Here is a 13,979-nt window from a genome sequence, read left to right on the forward strand (position 1 = left end):
GATACACGGAAATCTCAGGCCACCTCGTGGCCCTGTGCCGCCTGCAGCAGCGCGAACCACTGCTGGCGGTCCAGCTGCAAGCGGCAGGCGGCGGCCGCGTCGTCCAGTGCGGCCAACTTGCGCGAGCCGACGATGGGCAGCGGCCGGCACGGGTGGCGCATGAGCCAGGCCAGCGCCACCGCCGCAGTGCTGACGCCCAGCTCGGCGGCCTGCAGGTTCAGCGCCGCCGCCAGCGCCGGCTTGGCCGCCGCGTCGAACAGCCGGCCGCCGGCCAGCGGCGACCACAGCATCGGCCGCACGCCCAGCTGCAGACACTGGTCGAAGCTGCCGTCGAACAAGGGCGCGGTGTGCAGCAGCGAAGCCTCGATCTGGTTGGTCACCAGCGGCGTGCGCGCGGCCAGCAGCGCGTACTGGCTGGGGCTGAAGTTGGAGACGCCGAAGTGGCGCACCTTGCCGGCGGCGCGCAGCCGCTCGAAGGTTTCCGCCACTTCGTCCGGCGCCAGCAACGGGTCCGGGCGGTGGATCAGCAGCAGGTCCAGGTGGTCGCTGCCCAGCTTCTGCAGCGAGGCGTGCACGCTGGCAGTGATGTGCTCGGCGCTGCAGTCGTAGTGCTTCAGCCGCCAGCCGCGCGCCGCATCCGGCGGCTTGATGCCGCACTTGCTCACCAGCTGGATGGCGTCGCGCCGCGACGGATTGGCCTTCAGCCAGCGACCGAACAGCGCCTCGCAGCGGAAGCCGCCGTACAGGTCGGCATGGTCGAAGGTAGTGATGCCGAGGCTGATGGCGTGTTCCACCCACGCCGCCAGCGCGGCATCGTCAAAGCCCCACTCGTCCAGCCGCCACACGCCCGCCGCCACCGGCGACAGCAGCGGGCCGTCTGCGGCCAACCTTTGCAAGCCCAGCGCGCTCATCAGGCGATGCGCTGCTCGGTCTGCGGGTCGAACAGCACCGCCTTGGACACGTCGAATACCAGGTCCATGCTTTCGCCCGGATGCTTGGCCTCGGTCGGGTGGGTGCGGCAGCACACCTTGGTGTTGTTCAGCGACACGAACACCAGCGTGTCCGGGCCGGTCGGCTCGATCACGTCGATATGGCAGCTCATTTCCGGCAGGCCGTCGCGGTGCGCGGTGCGCGCATCGGTGATCTGTTCCGGGCGGATGCCGAAGATCACTTCCTTACCCACCCAGTTCGCCAGCTTGGCCTTGTCGTGCGGCAGCGGCAGCACCACGCAGCCCTTGTCGTCGCACACTTTCACGCCGATCTGGCTGCCGGCTTCCACCACCGTGGCCGGAATGAAGTTCATCGACGGCGAGCCGATGAAGCCGGCCACGAACAAGTTGGCCGGGTTGTCGTAGATGTCCTGCGGGCTGCCGAACTGCTGCACGATGCCGTCCTTCATCACCGCGATCTTGTCGCCCAGCGTCATCGCTTCAATTTGATCATGCGTCACGTAGACGATGGTCGATTTTAGCCGCTGGTGCATCAGCTTGATTTCGGTGCGCATCTCCACCCGCAGCTTGGCGTCCAGGTTGGACAGCGGCTCGTCGAACAGGAAGATGGCCGGGTTGCGCGCCAGCGCGCGGCCCATTGCCACCCGCTGACGCTGGCCGCCGGACATCTGCCCCGGCTTGCGCTCCAGCAGGTGGGTGATCTGCAGCATCTCGGCCACGCGCTTGACGGTGGCGTCGATCTCGGCCTTGGCCACCTTGCGGATCTCCAGGCCGAAGCTGATGTTCTCGCGCACCGTCATCGACGGGTACAGCGCGTAGCTCTGGAACACCATGGCGATGTCGCGATCCTTCGGCGACAGCTCGTTCACCCGCTGCTTGCCGATCACGATGTCGCCGCTGGAGATATCGTCCAGGCCGGCGATCATGTTCAAGAGCGTGGACTTGCCGCAGCCGGACGGGCCAACCAGGATCAGGAACTGGCCGTCCTCGATGGCGATGTCGATGCCCTTCAGCACATCGGTGCCGTTGGCGTAAGTCTTGTATACGTTGTTGATGGAAAGAGCGGCCATCGCATTAACCTTTCACAGCACCGGCAGTCAGACCGCGCACGAAATAGCGGCCGGCTACCATGTAAACGAACAGGGTCGGCAGGGCGGCAATGATCGCCGCCGCCATATCCACGTTGTATTCCTTCACCCCGGTGGAAGTGTTCACCAGGTTGTTGAGCGCCACCGTGATCGGCTGCGACTCGCCGGCGGCGAACACCACGCCGAACAGGAAGTCGTTCCAGATCTGGGTGAACTGCCAGATGATGCAGACCACGAAGATCGGCCCGGAGATCGGCAGCAGGATGCGGCCGAAGATGGTCCAGAAGCCGGCGCCGTCGATGCGTGCAGCCTTCACCAGCTCGTCCGGCACGGTGATGTAGAAGTTGCGGAAGAACAGCGTGGTAAAGGCGGTGCCGTACACCACGTGGGTCAGCACCAGGCCGGTGGTGGTGTTGGCGATGCCGAGCAGGCCCAGCAGTTGCGCCATCGGCAGCAGCACCACCTGGAACGGGATGAAGCAGCCCACCAGCAGCATGGTGAACAGCACGTCCGAGCCCTTGAAGCGCCACATCGACACCACGTAGCCGTTCACCGCGCCGAGCATGGTGGAGATCAGTACCGCCGGCACCGTCATCTTCACCGAGTTCCAGAAGAAGCCCTTCATGCCGTTGCATTCCACGCCGGTGCAGGCCTCGGCCCAGGCCTTGGCCCAGGCACCGCCTTCCCAGGCTTGCGGCAGCGACAGCATGTTGCCGGCGCGGATGTCGTCCAGGCTCTTGAACGAGGTGGTGAGCATCACGTACAGCGGCAGCAGGTAGTAGATGGCCATCAGCAGCAGCGCGGCATACACCAGCGCGCGGCCGGGTGTCAGGTTCTTAAACACGTTTGGCACTCCTTGTTTCCATGTACATCAGCGGCACCAGCACGGCGACGATGGTGAACAGCATCATCATCGCCGAGGCGGCGCCCTGCCCCAGCTGGCCGCGGGTGAAGGCGAACTGGTACATGAAGATGGCCGGCACGTCGGACGAGGTGCCCGGGCCGCCACCGGTGAGCGCCATCACCAGGTCGAAGCTCTTGATGGCGATGTGCGACAGGATCAGCAGTACGCTGAAGAACACCGGGCGCAGGCTGGGAATCAGGATGCGGCGGTAGATGGTGGGCAGCGAGGCGCCGTCCACCTGCGCCGCCTTGATGATGGAATCGTCGATGCCGCGCAGGCCGGCGAGGAACAGCGCCATCACGAAGCCGGAGCTTTGCCACACGCCGGCGATCACCACGGTGTAGATGGACATGTCCGGGTTCACCAGCCAGTCGAAGGTGAAGTTGGCGAAGCCGAGGTCGTTCATCACCTTCTGCAGGCCCATGTCCGGGTTCAGCATCCATTTCCAGGCGGTACCGGTGACGATGAAGGACAGCGCCATCGGGTACAGGTAGATGGTGCGCAGTGCGCCTTCGGCACGGATTTTCTGGTCCAGCAGCACCGCCATCAGCAGTCCCACCATGAGGCAGATCAGGATGAACAGGCTGCCGAAGATGCCAAGGTTGGCCGCAGCGGTCCACCAGCGCTCGTTTTCAAACAGCGCCTGGTATTGCACCACGCCGGCCCACTCGAAGCGGGGCATCAGGCGGGATTCGGTAAACGAGAGCCAGCCGGTAAAGGCGATAAAGCCGTAGACGAAGATCAGGCTGGCAGCCAGCGTCGGCGACAGCACCAGCTTGGGCAGCCAGCGGTCGGCCAGCGCGCGCAGGCCTTGAGTAGCGGAGGCAGACATGTGAGTTCCTTGCTGTCTCGGATCAAGCGGCACCGTTCACGCTGCCGGGCGGCAGCGCGGGCGAACGGCGAGAGCAGGCAGCCGCCCCCGCCGCAGGGCGGGGACGGGATACCGTTACAGCGTCAGATCAGCGTACCGCGCTGGCCTTGGCCAGGCGTTCGGTGGCCTGCTGCGCGGTCATGTTGGAGTTCATGAACTGCGAGATCACGTCCACCATGGCGCCTTCGGTAGCCGACGGCATCGCCATCTTGTGCGCGAAGCTCGGCACCAGCTTGTTGCTCTTGGCGGCGGCGTTCATGTCGAAGTTGGACTTCTTGGCGCAAGCGTCGAACTTGGTCAGCGGGGTGTCCAGGCGCGCCGGGATGGAACCCTTGTTCAGGTTGAATACTTCCTGGAACTGCGGGCTCATGATGGTGGCGGCCAGGTCGGCCTGGGCTTTCACCGCGGCCGGAGATTTCTGCTGGAACATCGCCATGGAGTCGATGTTGAAGGTGAAGGCATTCTGGGTGCCCGGTGCATCCACGCACAGGAAGTCCTTGCCCGGTACCTTGCCGGCGGCGGTGAACTCGCCCTTGGCCCAGTCGCCCATGAACTGCATGCCGGCCTTGCCGTTGATCACCATGGCGGTGGCCAGGTTCCAGTCACGGCCGGCGGCACCCTTGTCGATATAGGTCTTGATCTTGGCCATGGTCTCGAACACCTTGACGGTGGTCGCGCCGCCGACGGTGGCCTTGTCCAGCTTCACGAATGCCTTCTGGTAGTAGTCGGCACCGCCCACACCCAGCGCTACCGATTCAAACAGGGTGGCGTCCTGCCACGGCTGACCGCCATGGGCGATCGGCTGGATGCCGGCTTTTTGCAGCTTGTCGGCAGCCACGAAGAATTCCGGCCAGGTTTTCGGTACGGTGGCGCCGGCTTTCTTGAATGCTTCCGGGTTCACCCACATCCAGTTCACGCGGTGTACGTTCACCGGCGCGGCCACGTATTTGCCCTTGTACTTCATCACGCTGCTGACTACCGCCGGCAGCTGCTTGTCCCAGTTGCCGGCCTTGGCCACCGCATCGATGTCGGCCAGCACGCCCTCGGCGCCCCACTCCTGGATCGCCGGGCCCTTGATCTGCGCGGCGGTCGGCGGGTTGCCGGATACCACGCGGGTCTTCAGCGCGGTCATGGCGTTGTCGCCACCGCCACCGGCCACGGCGAAGTCTTTCCAGGTGTGGCCCTTGGCGGTCATCATTTTCTTCAGTTCGGCGGCGGATTTGGCTTCGCCACCGGAGGTCCACCAGTGCAGCACTTCCACATCACCTGCCATCGCGGCGGCCGGCAGCAGGGTAGCGGCCAGTACGGCCACGGTCAGACGCTTCAATTCCATGTTCCATCTCCTGTCGTGTTGTGTGCCGCCCGGCGCTGAATTTTTGGCTTTGCGGGCGACGAGCCCTGCGGGGCAACTCTCCTTGCCCATGCCGCAGTTGGCTGCACTATAGCCGCGAGATGTAAGTTTTGCGTAAGTTTTTGGCGGGATTGCCGTAAGGAAACGCGGCGCCGTGGCTGCGTCGCGTCATGACAATGCGCTGAAATGGCGTGAAATTGGGCAGGCAGCCTTTATTGCAGTGCAATAAAAACGAAAAAAGTAGTGTCTCAACTACACACTACTTTGCGGGCAAACTGTTGCCGGAGGCGTTCAGGGCGGCTGCGTGGCGGCCAGATTCAACTGCAGGCACACCCGCAGACCACCGCCCGGATTGTCGTCCAGGCGGACGCTGGCGCCATGGCGGCGGGCGATCTCCTGCACGATGGCGAGGCCCAGGCCGCAGCCCTTGCCCTTGCCTTCGGCGCTGCCACGGTAGAAGCGCTCGAACACCCGCTCGCGCTCGGCTGCCGGGATGCCCGGGCCGTTGTCGCGCACCTCCAGCCGCACCTGCCGCCCTGCCGCGGCCAGCCACAGCGTCACCTCGCCGCCGCGCGGGGTGTAGCTGATGGCGTTGTCCAGCAGGTTGGCCACCAGCTCGCGCAGCAGGCCGGCATGGCCCTGCACCGGCAGCGCGCCCTCCTCGCCTTCCACCCCCAGGTCGATGCCGGCGGCCAGCGCACGCGGCACCGCCTCGGCCGCCACCTCGCGCGCCAGCGCCGCCAGATCCAGCACCGCCAGCTGCAGCCCGGCCTCCGGCTCGGCGCGCGCCAGCGCCAGCAGCTGGTTCACCAGGCGGATGGAACGCGCGACGCTGGTTTCCACCTGCCCCAGCTGGCGCTGTGCCAGCGGCAGGTCCGGCGCCGCCTCGGCCAGCTCGGCCTGCACCAGCTCGGTCTGCGACTTCAGCCCGGCCAGCGGCGTACGCAGCTGGTGCGCGGCGTCGGCGATGAAGCGGCGCTGCTGCGCCACCTGCGCGTGCACCTCGTCCAGCAGGGTGTTGATGGCGGCGGCCAGGGTGCGCACCTCGGCCGGGGCGTTGTCGATCTCGATTGGCGCCAGATCGCGCGGCGTGCGGTCCTCCACCGTGCGGCGCAGGCTGCGCAGCGGCGACAGGCCACGGCTGACGCCGGCCCACACCAGCACGCTGGTAAGCAGGATCAGCAGCAGCAGCGGCAGGCCCATGTCCAGCAGGATGCGGCGCGCCAGTTCCGCCGACAGGTTGCGGCTCTTGGCCACCTGCACCAGCATCAGCTCCGGCTTGTCCGGCGTGCCGGCCGGCAGGTACTGCGCCGCCACCCGCACCTCCAGCTTGCCGAGCTTGCCGTTGTAGAAGAAGGTCTCGCCCACCGGCGCGCCGCTGCTGGCCGGCGGCCGCGGCATCGCCGCCTCGCCGAGCAGGAAGGCCTCCGGCGGCGAACTCACCATGTAGTAGACGCGGTCGTCCGGGTCCTGCTCCAGCACGTCGCGCGCCGCACGCGGAAAATCGACGTAGAAGCCGTTGCCGAACGGCTTCACCTGCCGCGCCAGCGCGCTGCTGGACTTGGCCAGCGTGCGGTCGATCACCTCGTTGGCGTAGGCCAGCGTCAGCTTGTAGGCGAGAAACGCCGCGCCCAGCCACAGCACCAGCTGCGGCAGCAGCAGCCACAGCAGCAACTGGCGGCGCAGCGACAGCTGGCGCGGGCGGTTAGCACTCATGCGGCCAACCTTTCAAGGCCCCACCCTGCCGCGGCCATCTACTGCTCCGCCGCCAGCAGGTAACCGAGGCCGCGCACTGCGCGCACGCCCACGCCGCTGCCGTCCAGCTTCTTGCGCAGCCGGTGCACGTACACCTCCACCGCGTTGGCGCCCACCTCCTCGCCGTCGCCGGACAGCTCGCCGGCGATCTGCTCCTTGGTCACCACGCGGTCGGCATGGCTCAGCAGGATGTCCAGCAACTGCAACTCGCGCGCCGACAGCTCCAGCGGCTGGTTGTCGGCCCAGGCGCGCTGGCCGCCACGATCCAGCCGCAGGCGGCCAAAGCGCAGCTCGTCGCGCTGCGGGCTGTCCGCCACCCGGTGCCGGCGCAGCAGCGCACGGATGCGCGCCTCCAGCTCGGGGAATTCGAACGGCTTCACCAGGTAGTCGTCGGCGCCGGCATCCAGCCCGGCGACGCGGTCTTCCATGCTGTCCAGCGCGGTGAGGATCAGGATCGGCAGCGCCGGCTTGTGCACGCGCACATTGCGCAGCACCTGCAGGCCGTCCAGCCCCGGCAGGCCGATATCGAGGATCACGGCGTCGAAATCGCCGGCCAGCAGCTGCTGCTGCGCCTGCGGGCCATCGGCGGCATGGGCGGTATCGAAGCCCAGCCGCGCCAGGCGGGTGAGCAGGGCGTCGGCCAGTACGGTGTCGTCTTCGGCAATGAACAGCTTCATGGCGTGGTAAGCGGTTAAATAACGATGGCTGATGGTATGCCAAAACCGTGGGTGGCGGCAGGGTGCCGTGCGGCCTGGGGTTGGCGGGGGATGCGGCCAACGTTGGTGCCGTCGTCCGGACTGGGGCGGGCTGATGGTCATAACGCGTAGCTTGGGTTGCGCGCAGCAAAGTCCAACGTTTACCGCGTCTGGGTTTGTATCCGCTGCGCGGATACTGTTTGAAGTCGCCGGTTCCGCCCGGCGCACGGGGAGGGGGCGTATCGCCGCCCCCCTCCACCCCCGCTCGCCCCCACGTGCCGCGAAACCCCGCCAAAACCGGCAGCCGCAAGGCGCGGCCGAACTCGTCCTTCGCTAACGGCTCAGGACTCAAACAAAGCGGCCGCTTAATACCTTGCAACTACCGGTTTTGCCGGCGCGGCCCAAGGGGGCAATCGGGCGCGGCACAAGGTTGGCCGCCTGCTTTGCAGTGGCTTGATACGGCCAACGTTTGCACGCCTCTTTGCCATTCAATCTCGCACGTCCAACTTGTAGAGCCGCACCAGCTTGCCCCCTCCCGTTGGCGCGAGCCGGGCAAAACGGTGCGCCCCAGGTGTTAAGCCGCCGCCTGTCTGAGCCGCGCGACGTTTGCGCGCGGCGAGTTCGGCGGCGCCTGGGGCGTGCCGTTTTGCCCGGGGTTTCGAGCAGCCCCCTTTTTTATATCCAGTTGGAGCCGGGGATTGTTAAGGGGGCCGCGGTGGCCCCCTTAACCTGTCCGCCGGGCGGCACCGGCAACTTCAAATATCATCCGCGCAGCGGATGCCACACCAGACAACACCACGCAAGCCAGCCCGGTAAACGTTGGGCTTCGCTACGCTCAATCCAACCTCCACCTTACCAAGCAGCACCGGCATCCCAATCATCATCCGCGCAGCGGATACCAAACCAGCTACGCGACAGCTGCCCCGGATGCGCCCACGGCTTATCCGGGTTGCGCCACCCGCGCAGCGGACAAAAAAAAGGGCGTGCCGGGGAGAGTCGGCACGCCTTCAAACGAAACGAAAAGCAACAAAACACACCATCCCGCAGCGCGTGTCTGACGGAAAGGATCAGGTGGCCACCACCAGCCGGCTGCCAGACGTCCAATCCGGGACAGCCGGGCCGGCAGCAACCGCCGGCGCGTTGCCGGCAAAACGTGTGCGCCTCAGCGCTTGGCCAGCTGGCTGGCTTCCAGCGCCAGCGCGGTGATCTTGTCCCAGTCCTGGGCGGCGAGTGCCGCTTCCGGGGTCAGCCAGCTGCCACCTACTGCCAGCACGTTCGGCAGTGCCAGGTAGTTGCCTGCATTGGAGGCATCGATGCCGCCGGTGGGGCAGAAACGCAGTTCCGGCAGCGGGCCGGCCAGCGCCTTGAGCAGCTTGATGCCGCCCACCGCCTCGGCCGGGAACAGCTTCAGAATGTCGAAGCCCTCGTCCTGCGCGCGCATCGCCTCGGAGGCGGTGGCCACGCCGGGGATGAACGGCACGCCGGAGGCGCGCGCGGCGGCGGCCAGTTCCGGCGTCAGGCCCGGGCTGAGGCCGAACTGCGCGCCGGCATCCAGCGCCGCTTCCAGGTGGGCACGGGTGCGCACGGTGCCGGCGCCTACCAGCGCATCCGGCACTTCGTCACGGATGCGGCGCATTGCCGCCAGCGCCGCCTTGGTGCGCAGGGTGATTTCCAGGGTGCGGATGCCACCGGCCACCAGGGCGCGGGCAAGATCAACCGCTACCGCGGCGTCGTTGACCACGATCACCGGCATTACCGGGCTTTGGCGAAGCAGATTCAAAGCGTCCATGTCTATCCTTGTCCTTTCGAGCCGCCGGCCGCATGCCTGTATGGGTTCAGGCGCGCGGCGAGGTTTGCTTGGTGGCTCATGTTAGTGGCTGGCTTGCGGCCAACCTTTGCGCTATTGCGTGATTAACGGTCGCCCTGCTGCCACAGCGGGTGGGAGAAGCTCATTGCGCCCTCTTCCGCCGCGGTGGCCAGCTGGCGCATGCCGGCGAACAGGTCGCGGCCGGTGCCGAACTGCTTGTGCGCCAGGTCGATCTGCGCCGGCTGGCGCGCCGCCCATTCGGCCGCCGGCACCAGCACGGCAAGTTCGCCCTTGTCGGCATCCAGCCGTACCAGGTCGCCGTCCTGCACCTTGCCGATATCGCCGCCCAGCAGCGCTTCCGGCGACACGTGGATCGCCGCCGGCACCTTGCCGGAGGCGCCGGACATGCGGCCGTCGGTGACCAGGGCCACTTTGAAACCGCGCTCCTGCAGCACGCCCAGCGGCGGGGTGAGCTTGTGCAGTTCCGGCATGCCGTTGGCGCGCGGGCCCTGGAAGCGGATCACCGCCACGAAGTCCTTCTCCAGCTCGCCGCGCTTGAACGCCGCCAGCAGTTCGTTCTGATCGTTGAACACTACCGCCGGCGCTTCCACCACGCGGTGTTCCGGCTTCACCGCCGAGACCTTGATCACCGCGCGGCCGATATTGCCGGCCAGCACTTTCAGGCCGCCATCGGCGGAGAACGGGTTGGCCGCAGGGCGCAGCACGCTGTCGTCGCCGCTGGTCTGCGGCGCCGGGCGGAAGGCGGCCTCGCCGTCGTTCAGCCAGGCTTCCTGGCTGTGGGCGCGCAGGCCCTTACCCATGATGGTGGTCACGTCGTCGTGCAGCAGGCCGGCATCCAGCAACTCGCGGATCACGAAGCCCATGCCGCCGGCGGCGTGGAAATGGTTCACGTCGGCCTTGCCGTTGGGGTAGGCGCGCACGATCAGCGGCACCACGCCCGACAGCTGGTCGAAGTCGTCCCAGTTGATGCTGATGCCGGCGGCGCGCGCCATGGCCACCAGGTGCATGGTGTGGTTGGTGGAGCCGCCGGTAGCCAGCAGGCCGACGATGCCGTTGACGATGGCTTTCTCGTCGATGACCTCGGCAATCGGGGTGTAGCGGCCGCCCTGGGCACTGATCTCGGTAGCCACGCGTGCGGCCTTGCGGGTCAGCGCCTCGCGCAGCGGGGTATTCGGGTTGACGAAGGCGGCGCCCGGCAGGTGCAGGCCCATGATCTCCATCAGCATCTGGTTGCTGTTGGCGGTGCCGTAGAAAGTGCAGGTGCCCGGGCCGTGATAGGAGGCCATTTCCGAGGCCAGCAGCGCGTCGCGGCCAACCTTGCCCTCGGCAAACAGCTGGCGCACCTTGGCTTTTTCGTCGTTGGCGATGCCGGTGGTCATCGGGCCGGCGGGCACGAACACCGCCGGCAGGTGGCCGAAGGACAGCGCGCCGATCACCAGGCCCGGCACGATCTTGTCGCACACCCCCAGGTACAGCGCGGCGTCGAACATCTGGTGGCTCAGGGCGATGGCGGTGCTCATGGCGATCACGTCTCGCGAGAACAGCGACAGCTCCATGCCGTCAAAGCCCTGGGTAACGCCGTCGCACATTGCCGGCACGCCGCCGGCGAACTGCGCGGTGGCGCCGGCTTTCAGCGCCTCTTCCTTGATCAGCGCCGGAAAAGCTTCCAGCGGCTGGTGCGCCGACAGCATATCGTTATAGGCAGACACGATGGCCAGATTGGGGCGCACGCTGTCCTGCAGGTGGATCTTGATGCCGGCCGGCATGGCGGCAAATGCGTGCGCCTGATTGGTACAGGACAGCTGGGTACGCTCTACCTTGCCCTGGCGCATGGCGGCGCGGACGTGATCCATATAAACGGTGCGGGTAGCACGGCTGCGTTCGACGATGCGGTCGGTAACGGCTTTCAGAACGGGGTGCAGAGTCATGGTGGTGGCCCGTGTTGCGGTAGTCGAATGGTAGTTTTACTACAGTTTGTTGGCAAGGCATTACGCCACATTTGCCGCAAAAAAAGCGCACCACGCCCAGTTAAATCCATACAAATCAAGCAAATGCAGCATTGTTGGCCGTCAACAACACCTGAGATGCTCACAATGAAAAGCTGGCTACGGCCATAGACAAGTGACTGTCGTTTGGTAATATAACTACATCACAAGCTACCCCGCGAGAGAACAATCAGGATGGACAACGCTAATCTGCACACCCCGGCCTTCGACATGGTGCTGTTCGGGGGTACCGGCGACCTGGTGATGCGCAAACTGCTGCCGTCGCTGTACCAGGCGCATGCCGCCGGCCTGCTGAACGAAGAAGGCCGCATCCTGGCGCTGGGCCGCCGCGACATGGCGCGCGAGGACTACCTGGCGATGGTGGAAAAAAGCGCGCGTATCCACATCAAGGAATACTTCTCCGACGCTGCCTGGCAGAGCTTCGTCGCCCGCGTGGACTACCTCAAGGTAGACGCCGGAACACCGGAACACTACCCGTCGCTGGCCGAAGCGCTGAACCAGCACGGCAACCGCGTGGCAGTGTGCTACCTCGCCACCGCGCCGGACCTGTTCGAAGGCATCTGCGACAACCTGGCCGCGGTGGGCCTGAACCACGACAAGGTGCGCGTGGTGCTGGAAAAACCGCTGGGCCACGACCTGGAATCGTCCAACGAGATCAACGAAGCGGTGGCGCGCCACTTCAGGGAAGAGCAGCTGTACCGCATCGACCACTACCTGGGTAAGGAGTCGGTGCAGAACCTGCTGTCCATCCGCTTTGCCAATGCGCTGTTCGAGCCGCTGTGGCGCCGCGAGTGGATTCACGACGTGCAGATCACCATTGCCGAGGAACTGGGCGTGGGCAGCCGCGGCGACTTCTACGACAGCACCGGCGCGCTGCGCGACATGGTGCAGAACCACCTGCTGCAGCTGCTGTGTATCGTGGCGATGGAGCCGCCGGCCAACCTGGGTGCCGACGCGGTGCGCGACGAGAAGCTGAAGGTGCTGAAGGCGCTGCGCCCGTTTACCGAGCAGGACGTGGCCGGCAAGACCGTGCGCGCGCAGTACAAGGCCGGCGCCGTGAGCGGCCAGCCGGTGGTGGGCTACCTGCAGGAGCAGGGCATTCCCGCCGGCAGCCAGACCGAGACCTTCGTCGCCATCAAGGCCGAGATCGACAACTGGCGCTGGGCCGGCGTGCCGTTCTACCTGCGCACCGGCAAGCGCATGCAGGAGCGCGTGGCCGAGATCGTGATCAACTTCCGCGACGTACCGCACCACCTGTTCCCCAGCCCGATGGGCCTGAACACCGCCAACCGCTTGGTGATCCGCCTGCAGCCGGAAGAAAGCATCCGCCTGTACTTCCTGTCCAAGGAGCCGGGCGATACCCAGCGCCTGCAGCCGGTGCACCTGAACCTGGACTTCCACGAATCGTTCAAGGTACGCCGCGCCGACGCCTACGAGCGCCTGCTGCTGGACGTGATCCGCGGCAAGCTGGCGCTGTTCATGCGCCGCGACGAGCTGGTGGAAGCCTGGCGCTGGGTGGAGCCGATCATGGACCACTGGCAGCACAGCACCACCCCGCCCAAGCAGTACACCGCCGGCACCTGGGGCCCGGCCGCCTCCAGCGCGCTGTTGTCGCGCGACGGGGTGTCGTGGCACGAGGAGTGCTGAGCCGTTAACGCCCTGCTGCGCGTCGGCGATACGGCGTTGGTTTCGATGCGGTGATGCGCGTTGACTGCATGCCAATCCCGCGCCCTCACGCTGTGCCGTAGCTCGTAAACATGCAGTCAAGTCTGCGGCCAACCTTAGCCCCCGAAAAGGTTGGCCGCAGCGAATAAGAACAGACTCAACGGATACAGAGATGAATTTGCACGCATTTGCCTCCGCGGCGGAAGCCAGCGCCGCACTGGCGCAGGCCGTGGCCACCGATCTGGCCGCCGCCATCGCCGCGCGCGGCCAGGCAGTTCTGGCTGTCTCCGGCGGCCGCTCGCCGGTACCCTTCCTGCAGGCGCTGGCCGCGCAGGACATTCCCTGGCAACAGGTCACCGTTACCCTGGTGGACGAGCGCGTGGTGGCGCCGGATCACGCCGACAGCAATGCCGGCCTTGTGCGCGAGCACCTGCTGCAGGGCCGCGCCGCCGTGGCCGCCTTCCTGCCGCTGGTGAACGATGGTGCCGATGCAGCCGCCGAGCTGGCCGCCGCCGCCGTACTGTGGCGCACGCCGGACGTGACGGTGCTGGGCATGGGCGAGGACGGCCATACCGCCTCGCTGTTCCCGGCCGCCAGCAACCTGACCGAAGGCCTGGCTGCGGCCAACCCTGCCGCACTGCTGGTGGTGGTGCCGCCGGCCGCGCCGGCCGCGCCGCACACCCGCATCAGCATGACGCTGGCCGAGCTGCAGCGCAGCGGCAAGCTGTACCTTGCGATTGCCGGCGAGACCAAGCGCCGCGTGCTGGACAATGCCGCCGCCGCCGTCAGCGATACGCTGCCGATCAGCCACCTGTTGAGCGCCACTGCCCGTCCGCTGGACGTGTACTGGTCCGCCTGAGCGAGGG

Annotated in this window: 11 protein-coding genes; 2 read left to right on the plus strand and 9 right to left on the minus strand. The window is 66.5% G+C overall.

The genetic code is table 11. The annotated features are described in order from the left end of the window. Positions 1–14 precede the first annotated feature (14 nt). The 9 genes from ACFOLG_RS11025 to edd all read right to left on the minus strand — a co-directional run bounded on the left by ACFOLG_RS11025 (position 15) and on the right by edd (position 11,370). Positions 15–911, minus strand: a complete 897-nt coding sequence (locus ACFOLG_RS11025; RefSeq protein WP_386091677.1) for an aldo/keto reductase — start codon at positions 909–911, stop codon at positions 15–17. Further along, a complete protein-coding gene (locus tag ACFOLG_RS11030; protein ID WP_386091679.1) occupies positions 911–2,020 on the minus strand; it encodes an ABC transporter ATP-binding protein in 1,110 nt (369 codons plus the stop codon). The genes ACFOLG_RS11025 and ACFOLG_RS11030 overlap by 1 nt, the downstream gene beginning before the upstream one ends. 4 nt (positions 2,021–2,024) lie before the next feature. Continuing rightward, positions 2,025–2,882, minus strand: coding sequence for a carbohydrate ABC transporter permease (locus ACFOLG_RS11035; protein WP_449369287.1), 858 nt, complete (start codon positions 2,880–2,882; stop codon positions 2,025–2,027). Beyond that, positions 2,875–3,774: a carbohydrate ABC transporter permease gene (locus ACFOLG_RS11040; RefSeq protein WP_386091681.1), complete on the minus strand. Its 900-nt coding sequence runs from the start codon at positions 3,772–3,774 to the stop codon at positions 2,875–2,877. The genes ACFOLG_RS11035 and ACFOLG_RS11040 overlap by 8 nt, the downstream gene beginning before the upstream one ends. A gap of 127 nt (positions 3,775–3,901) precedes the next feature. Then, positions 3,902–5,146 (minus strand): ABC transporter substrate-binding protein, encoded by a 1,245-nt coding sequence (locus tag ACFOLG_RS11045; RefSeq protein ID WP_386091683.1) that lies wholly within the window; start codon positions 5,144–5,146, stop codon positions 3,902–3,904. A 309-nt stretch (positions 5,147–5,455) separates the two neighbouring features. Continuing rightward, the gene (locus ACFOLG_RS11050; RefSeq protein ID WP_386091685.1) at positions 5,456–6,880 is read right to left on the minus strand and encodes a sensor histidine kinase; all 1,425 of its coding nucleotides are present in this window, start codon (positions 6,878–6,880) and stop codon (positions 5,456–5,458) included. 38 nt (positions 6,881–6,918) lie between these two features. Then, positions 6,919–7,596, minus strand: coding sequence for a response regulator transcription factor (locus ACFOLG_RS11055; RefSeq protein ID WP_386091687.1), 678 nt, complete (start codon positions 7,594–7,596; stop codon positions 6,919–6,921). A gap of 1,180 nt (positions 7,597–8,776) precedes the next feature. Beyond that, positions 8,777–9,403 carry a bifunctional 4-hydroxy-2-oxoglutarate aldolase/2-dehydro-3-deoxy-phosphogluconate aldolase gene (locus tag ACFOLG_RS11060; RefSeq protein ID WP_386091689.1) on the minus strand — a complete coding sequence of 209 codons (627 nt, stop codon included), beginning with the start codon at positions 9,401–9,403 and terminating at the stop codon, positions 8,777–8,779. 122 nt (positions 9,404–9,525) lie between these two features. Continuing rightward, the gene (gene edd, locus ACFOLG_RS11065) at positions 9,526–11,370 is read right to left on the minus strand and encodes a phosphogluconate dehydratase (protein ID WP_386091691.1); all 1,845 of its coding nucleotides are present in this window, start codon (positions 11,368–11,370) and stop codon (positions 9,526–9,528) included. A gap of 252 nt (positions 11,371–11,622) precedes the next feature. Here edd and zwf point away from each other — a divergent pair, with 252 nt between their 5' ends. Both zwf and pgl read left to right on the plus strand, forming a co-directional pair. After that, complete coding sequence (zwf, locus tag ACFOLG_RS11070; RefSeq protein WP_386091693.1) at positions 11,623–13,095, plus strand: glucose-6-phosphate dehydrogenase; 1,473 nt, start codon at positions 11,623–11,625, stop codon at positions 13,093–13,095. A 190-nt stretch (positions 13,096–13,285) separates the two neighbouring features. Beyond that, a complete protein-coding gene (pgl, locus tag ACFOLG_RS11075) occupies positions 13,286–13,972 on the plus strand; it encodes a 6-phosphogluconolactonase (RefSeq protein ID WP_386091695.1) in 687 nt (228 codons plus the stop codon). The last annotated feature ends 7 nt before the right edge of the window (positions 13,973–13,979 follow it).

This window comes from Vogesella facilis, from assembly GCF_042648525.1.
In the GTDB taxonomy this organism is placed as follows: domain Bacteria; phylum Pseudomonadota; class Gammaproteobacteria; order Burkholderiales; family Chromobacteriaceae; genus Vogesella; species Vogesella facilis.

Bases quoted from the DNA above. Each gene is read 5' to 3' on its own strand.
- ACFOLG_RS11040 (WP_386091681.1), bottom strand. From the start codon at position 3,774: ATGTCTGCCTCCGCTACTCAAGGCCTGCGCGCGCTGGCCGACCGCTGG.
- ACFOLG_RS11050 (WP_386091685.1), bottom strand. From the start codon at position 6,880: ATGAGTGCTAACCGCCCGCGCCAGCTGTCGCTGCGCCGCCAGTTGCTG.
- ACFOLG_RS11025 (WP_386091677.1), bottom strand. From the start codon at position 911: ATGAGCGCGCTGGGCTTGCAAAGGTTGGCCGCAGACGGCCCGCTGCTG.
- ACFOLG_RS11055 (WP_386091687.1), bottom strand. From the start codon at position 7,596: ATGAAGCTGTTCATTGCCGAAGACGACACCGTACTGGCCGACGCCCTG.
- ACFOLG_RS11045 (WP_386091683.1), bottom strand. From the start codon at position 5,146: ATGGAATTGAAGCGTCTGACCGTGGCCGTACTGGCCGCTACCCTGCTG.
- ACFOLG_RS11030 (WP_386091679.1), bottom strand. From the start codon at position 2,020: ATGGCCGCTCTTTCCATCAACAACGTATACAAGACTTACGCCAACGGC.
- pgl (WP_386091695.1), top strand. From the start codon at position 13,286: ATGAATTTGCACGCATTTGCCTCCGCGGCGGAAGCCAGCGCCGCACTG.
- zwf (WP_386091693.1), top strand. From the start codon at position 11,623: ATGGACAACGCTAATCTGCACACCCCGGCCTTCGACATGGTGCTGTTC.
- edd (WP_386091691.1), bottom strand. From the start codon at position 11,370: ATGACTCTGCACCCCGTTCTGAAAGCCGTTACCGACCGCATCGTCGAA.
- ACFOLG_RS11060 (WP_386091689.1), bottom strand. From the start codon at position 9,403: ATGGACGCTTTGAATCTGCTTCGCCAAAGCCCGGTAATGCCGGTGATC.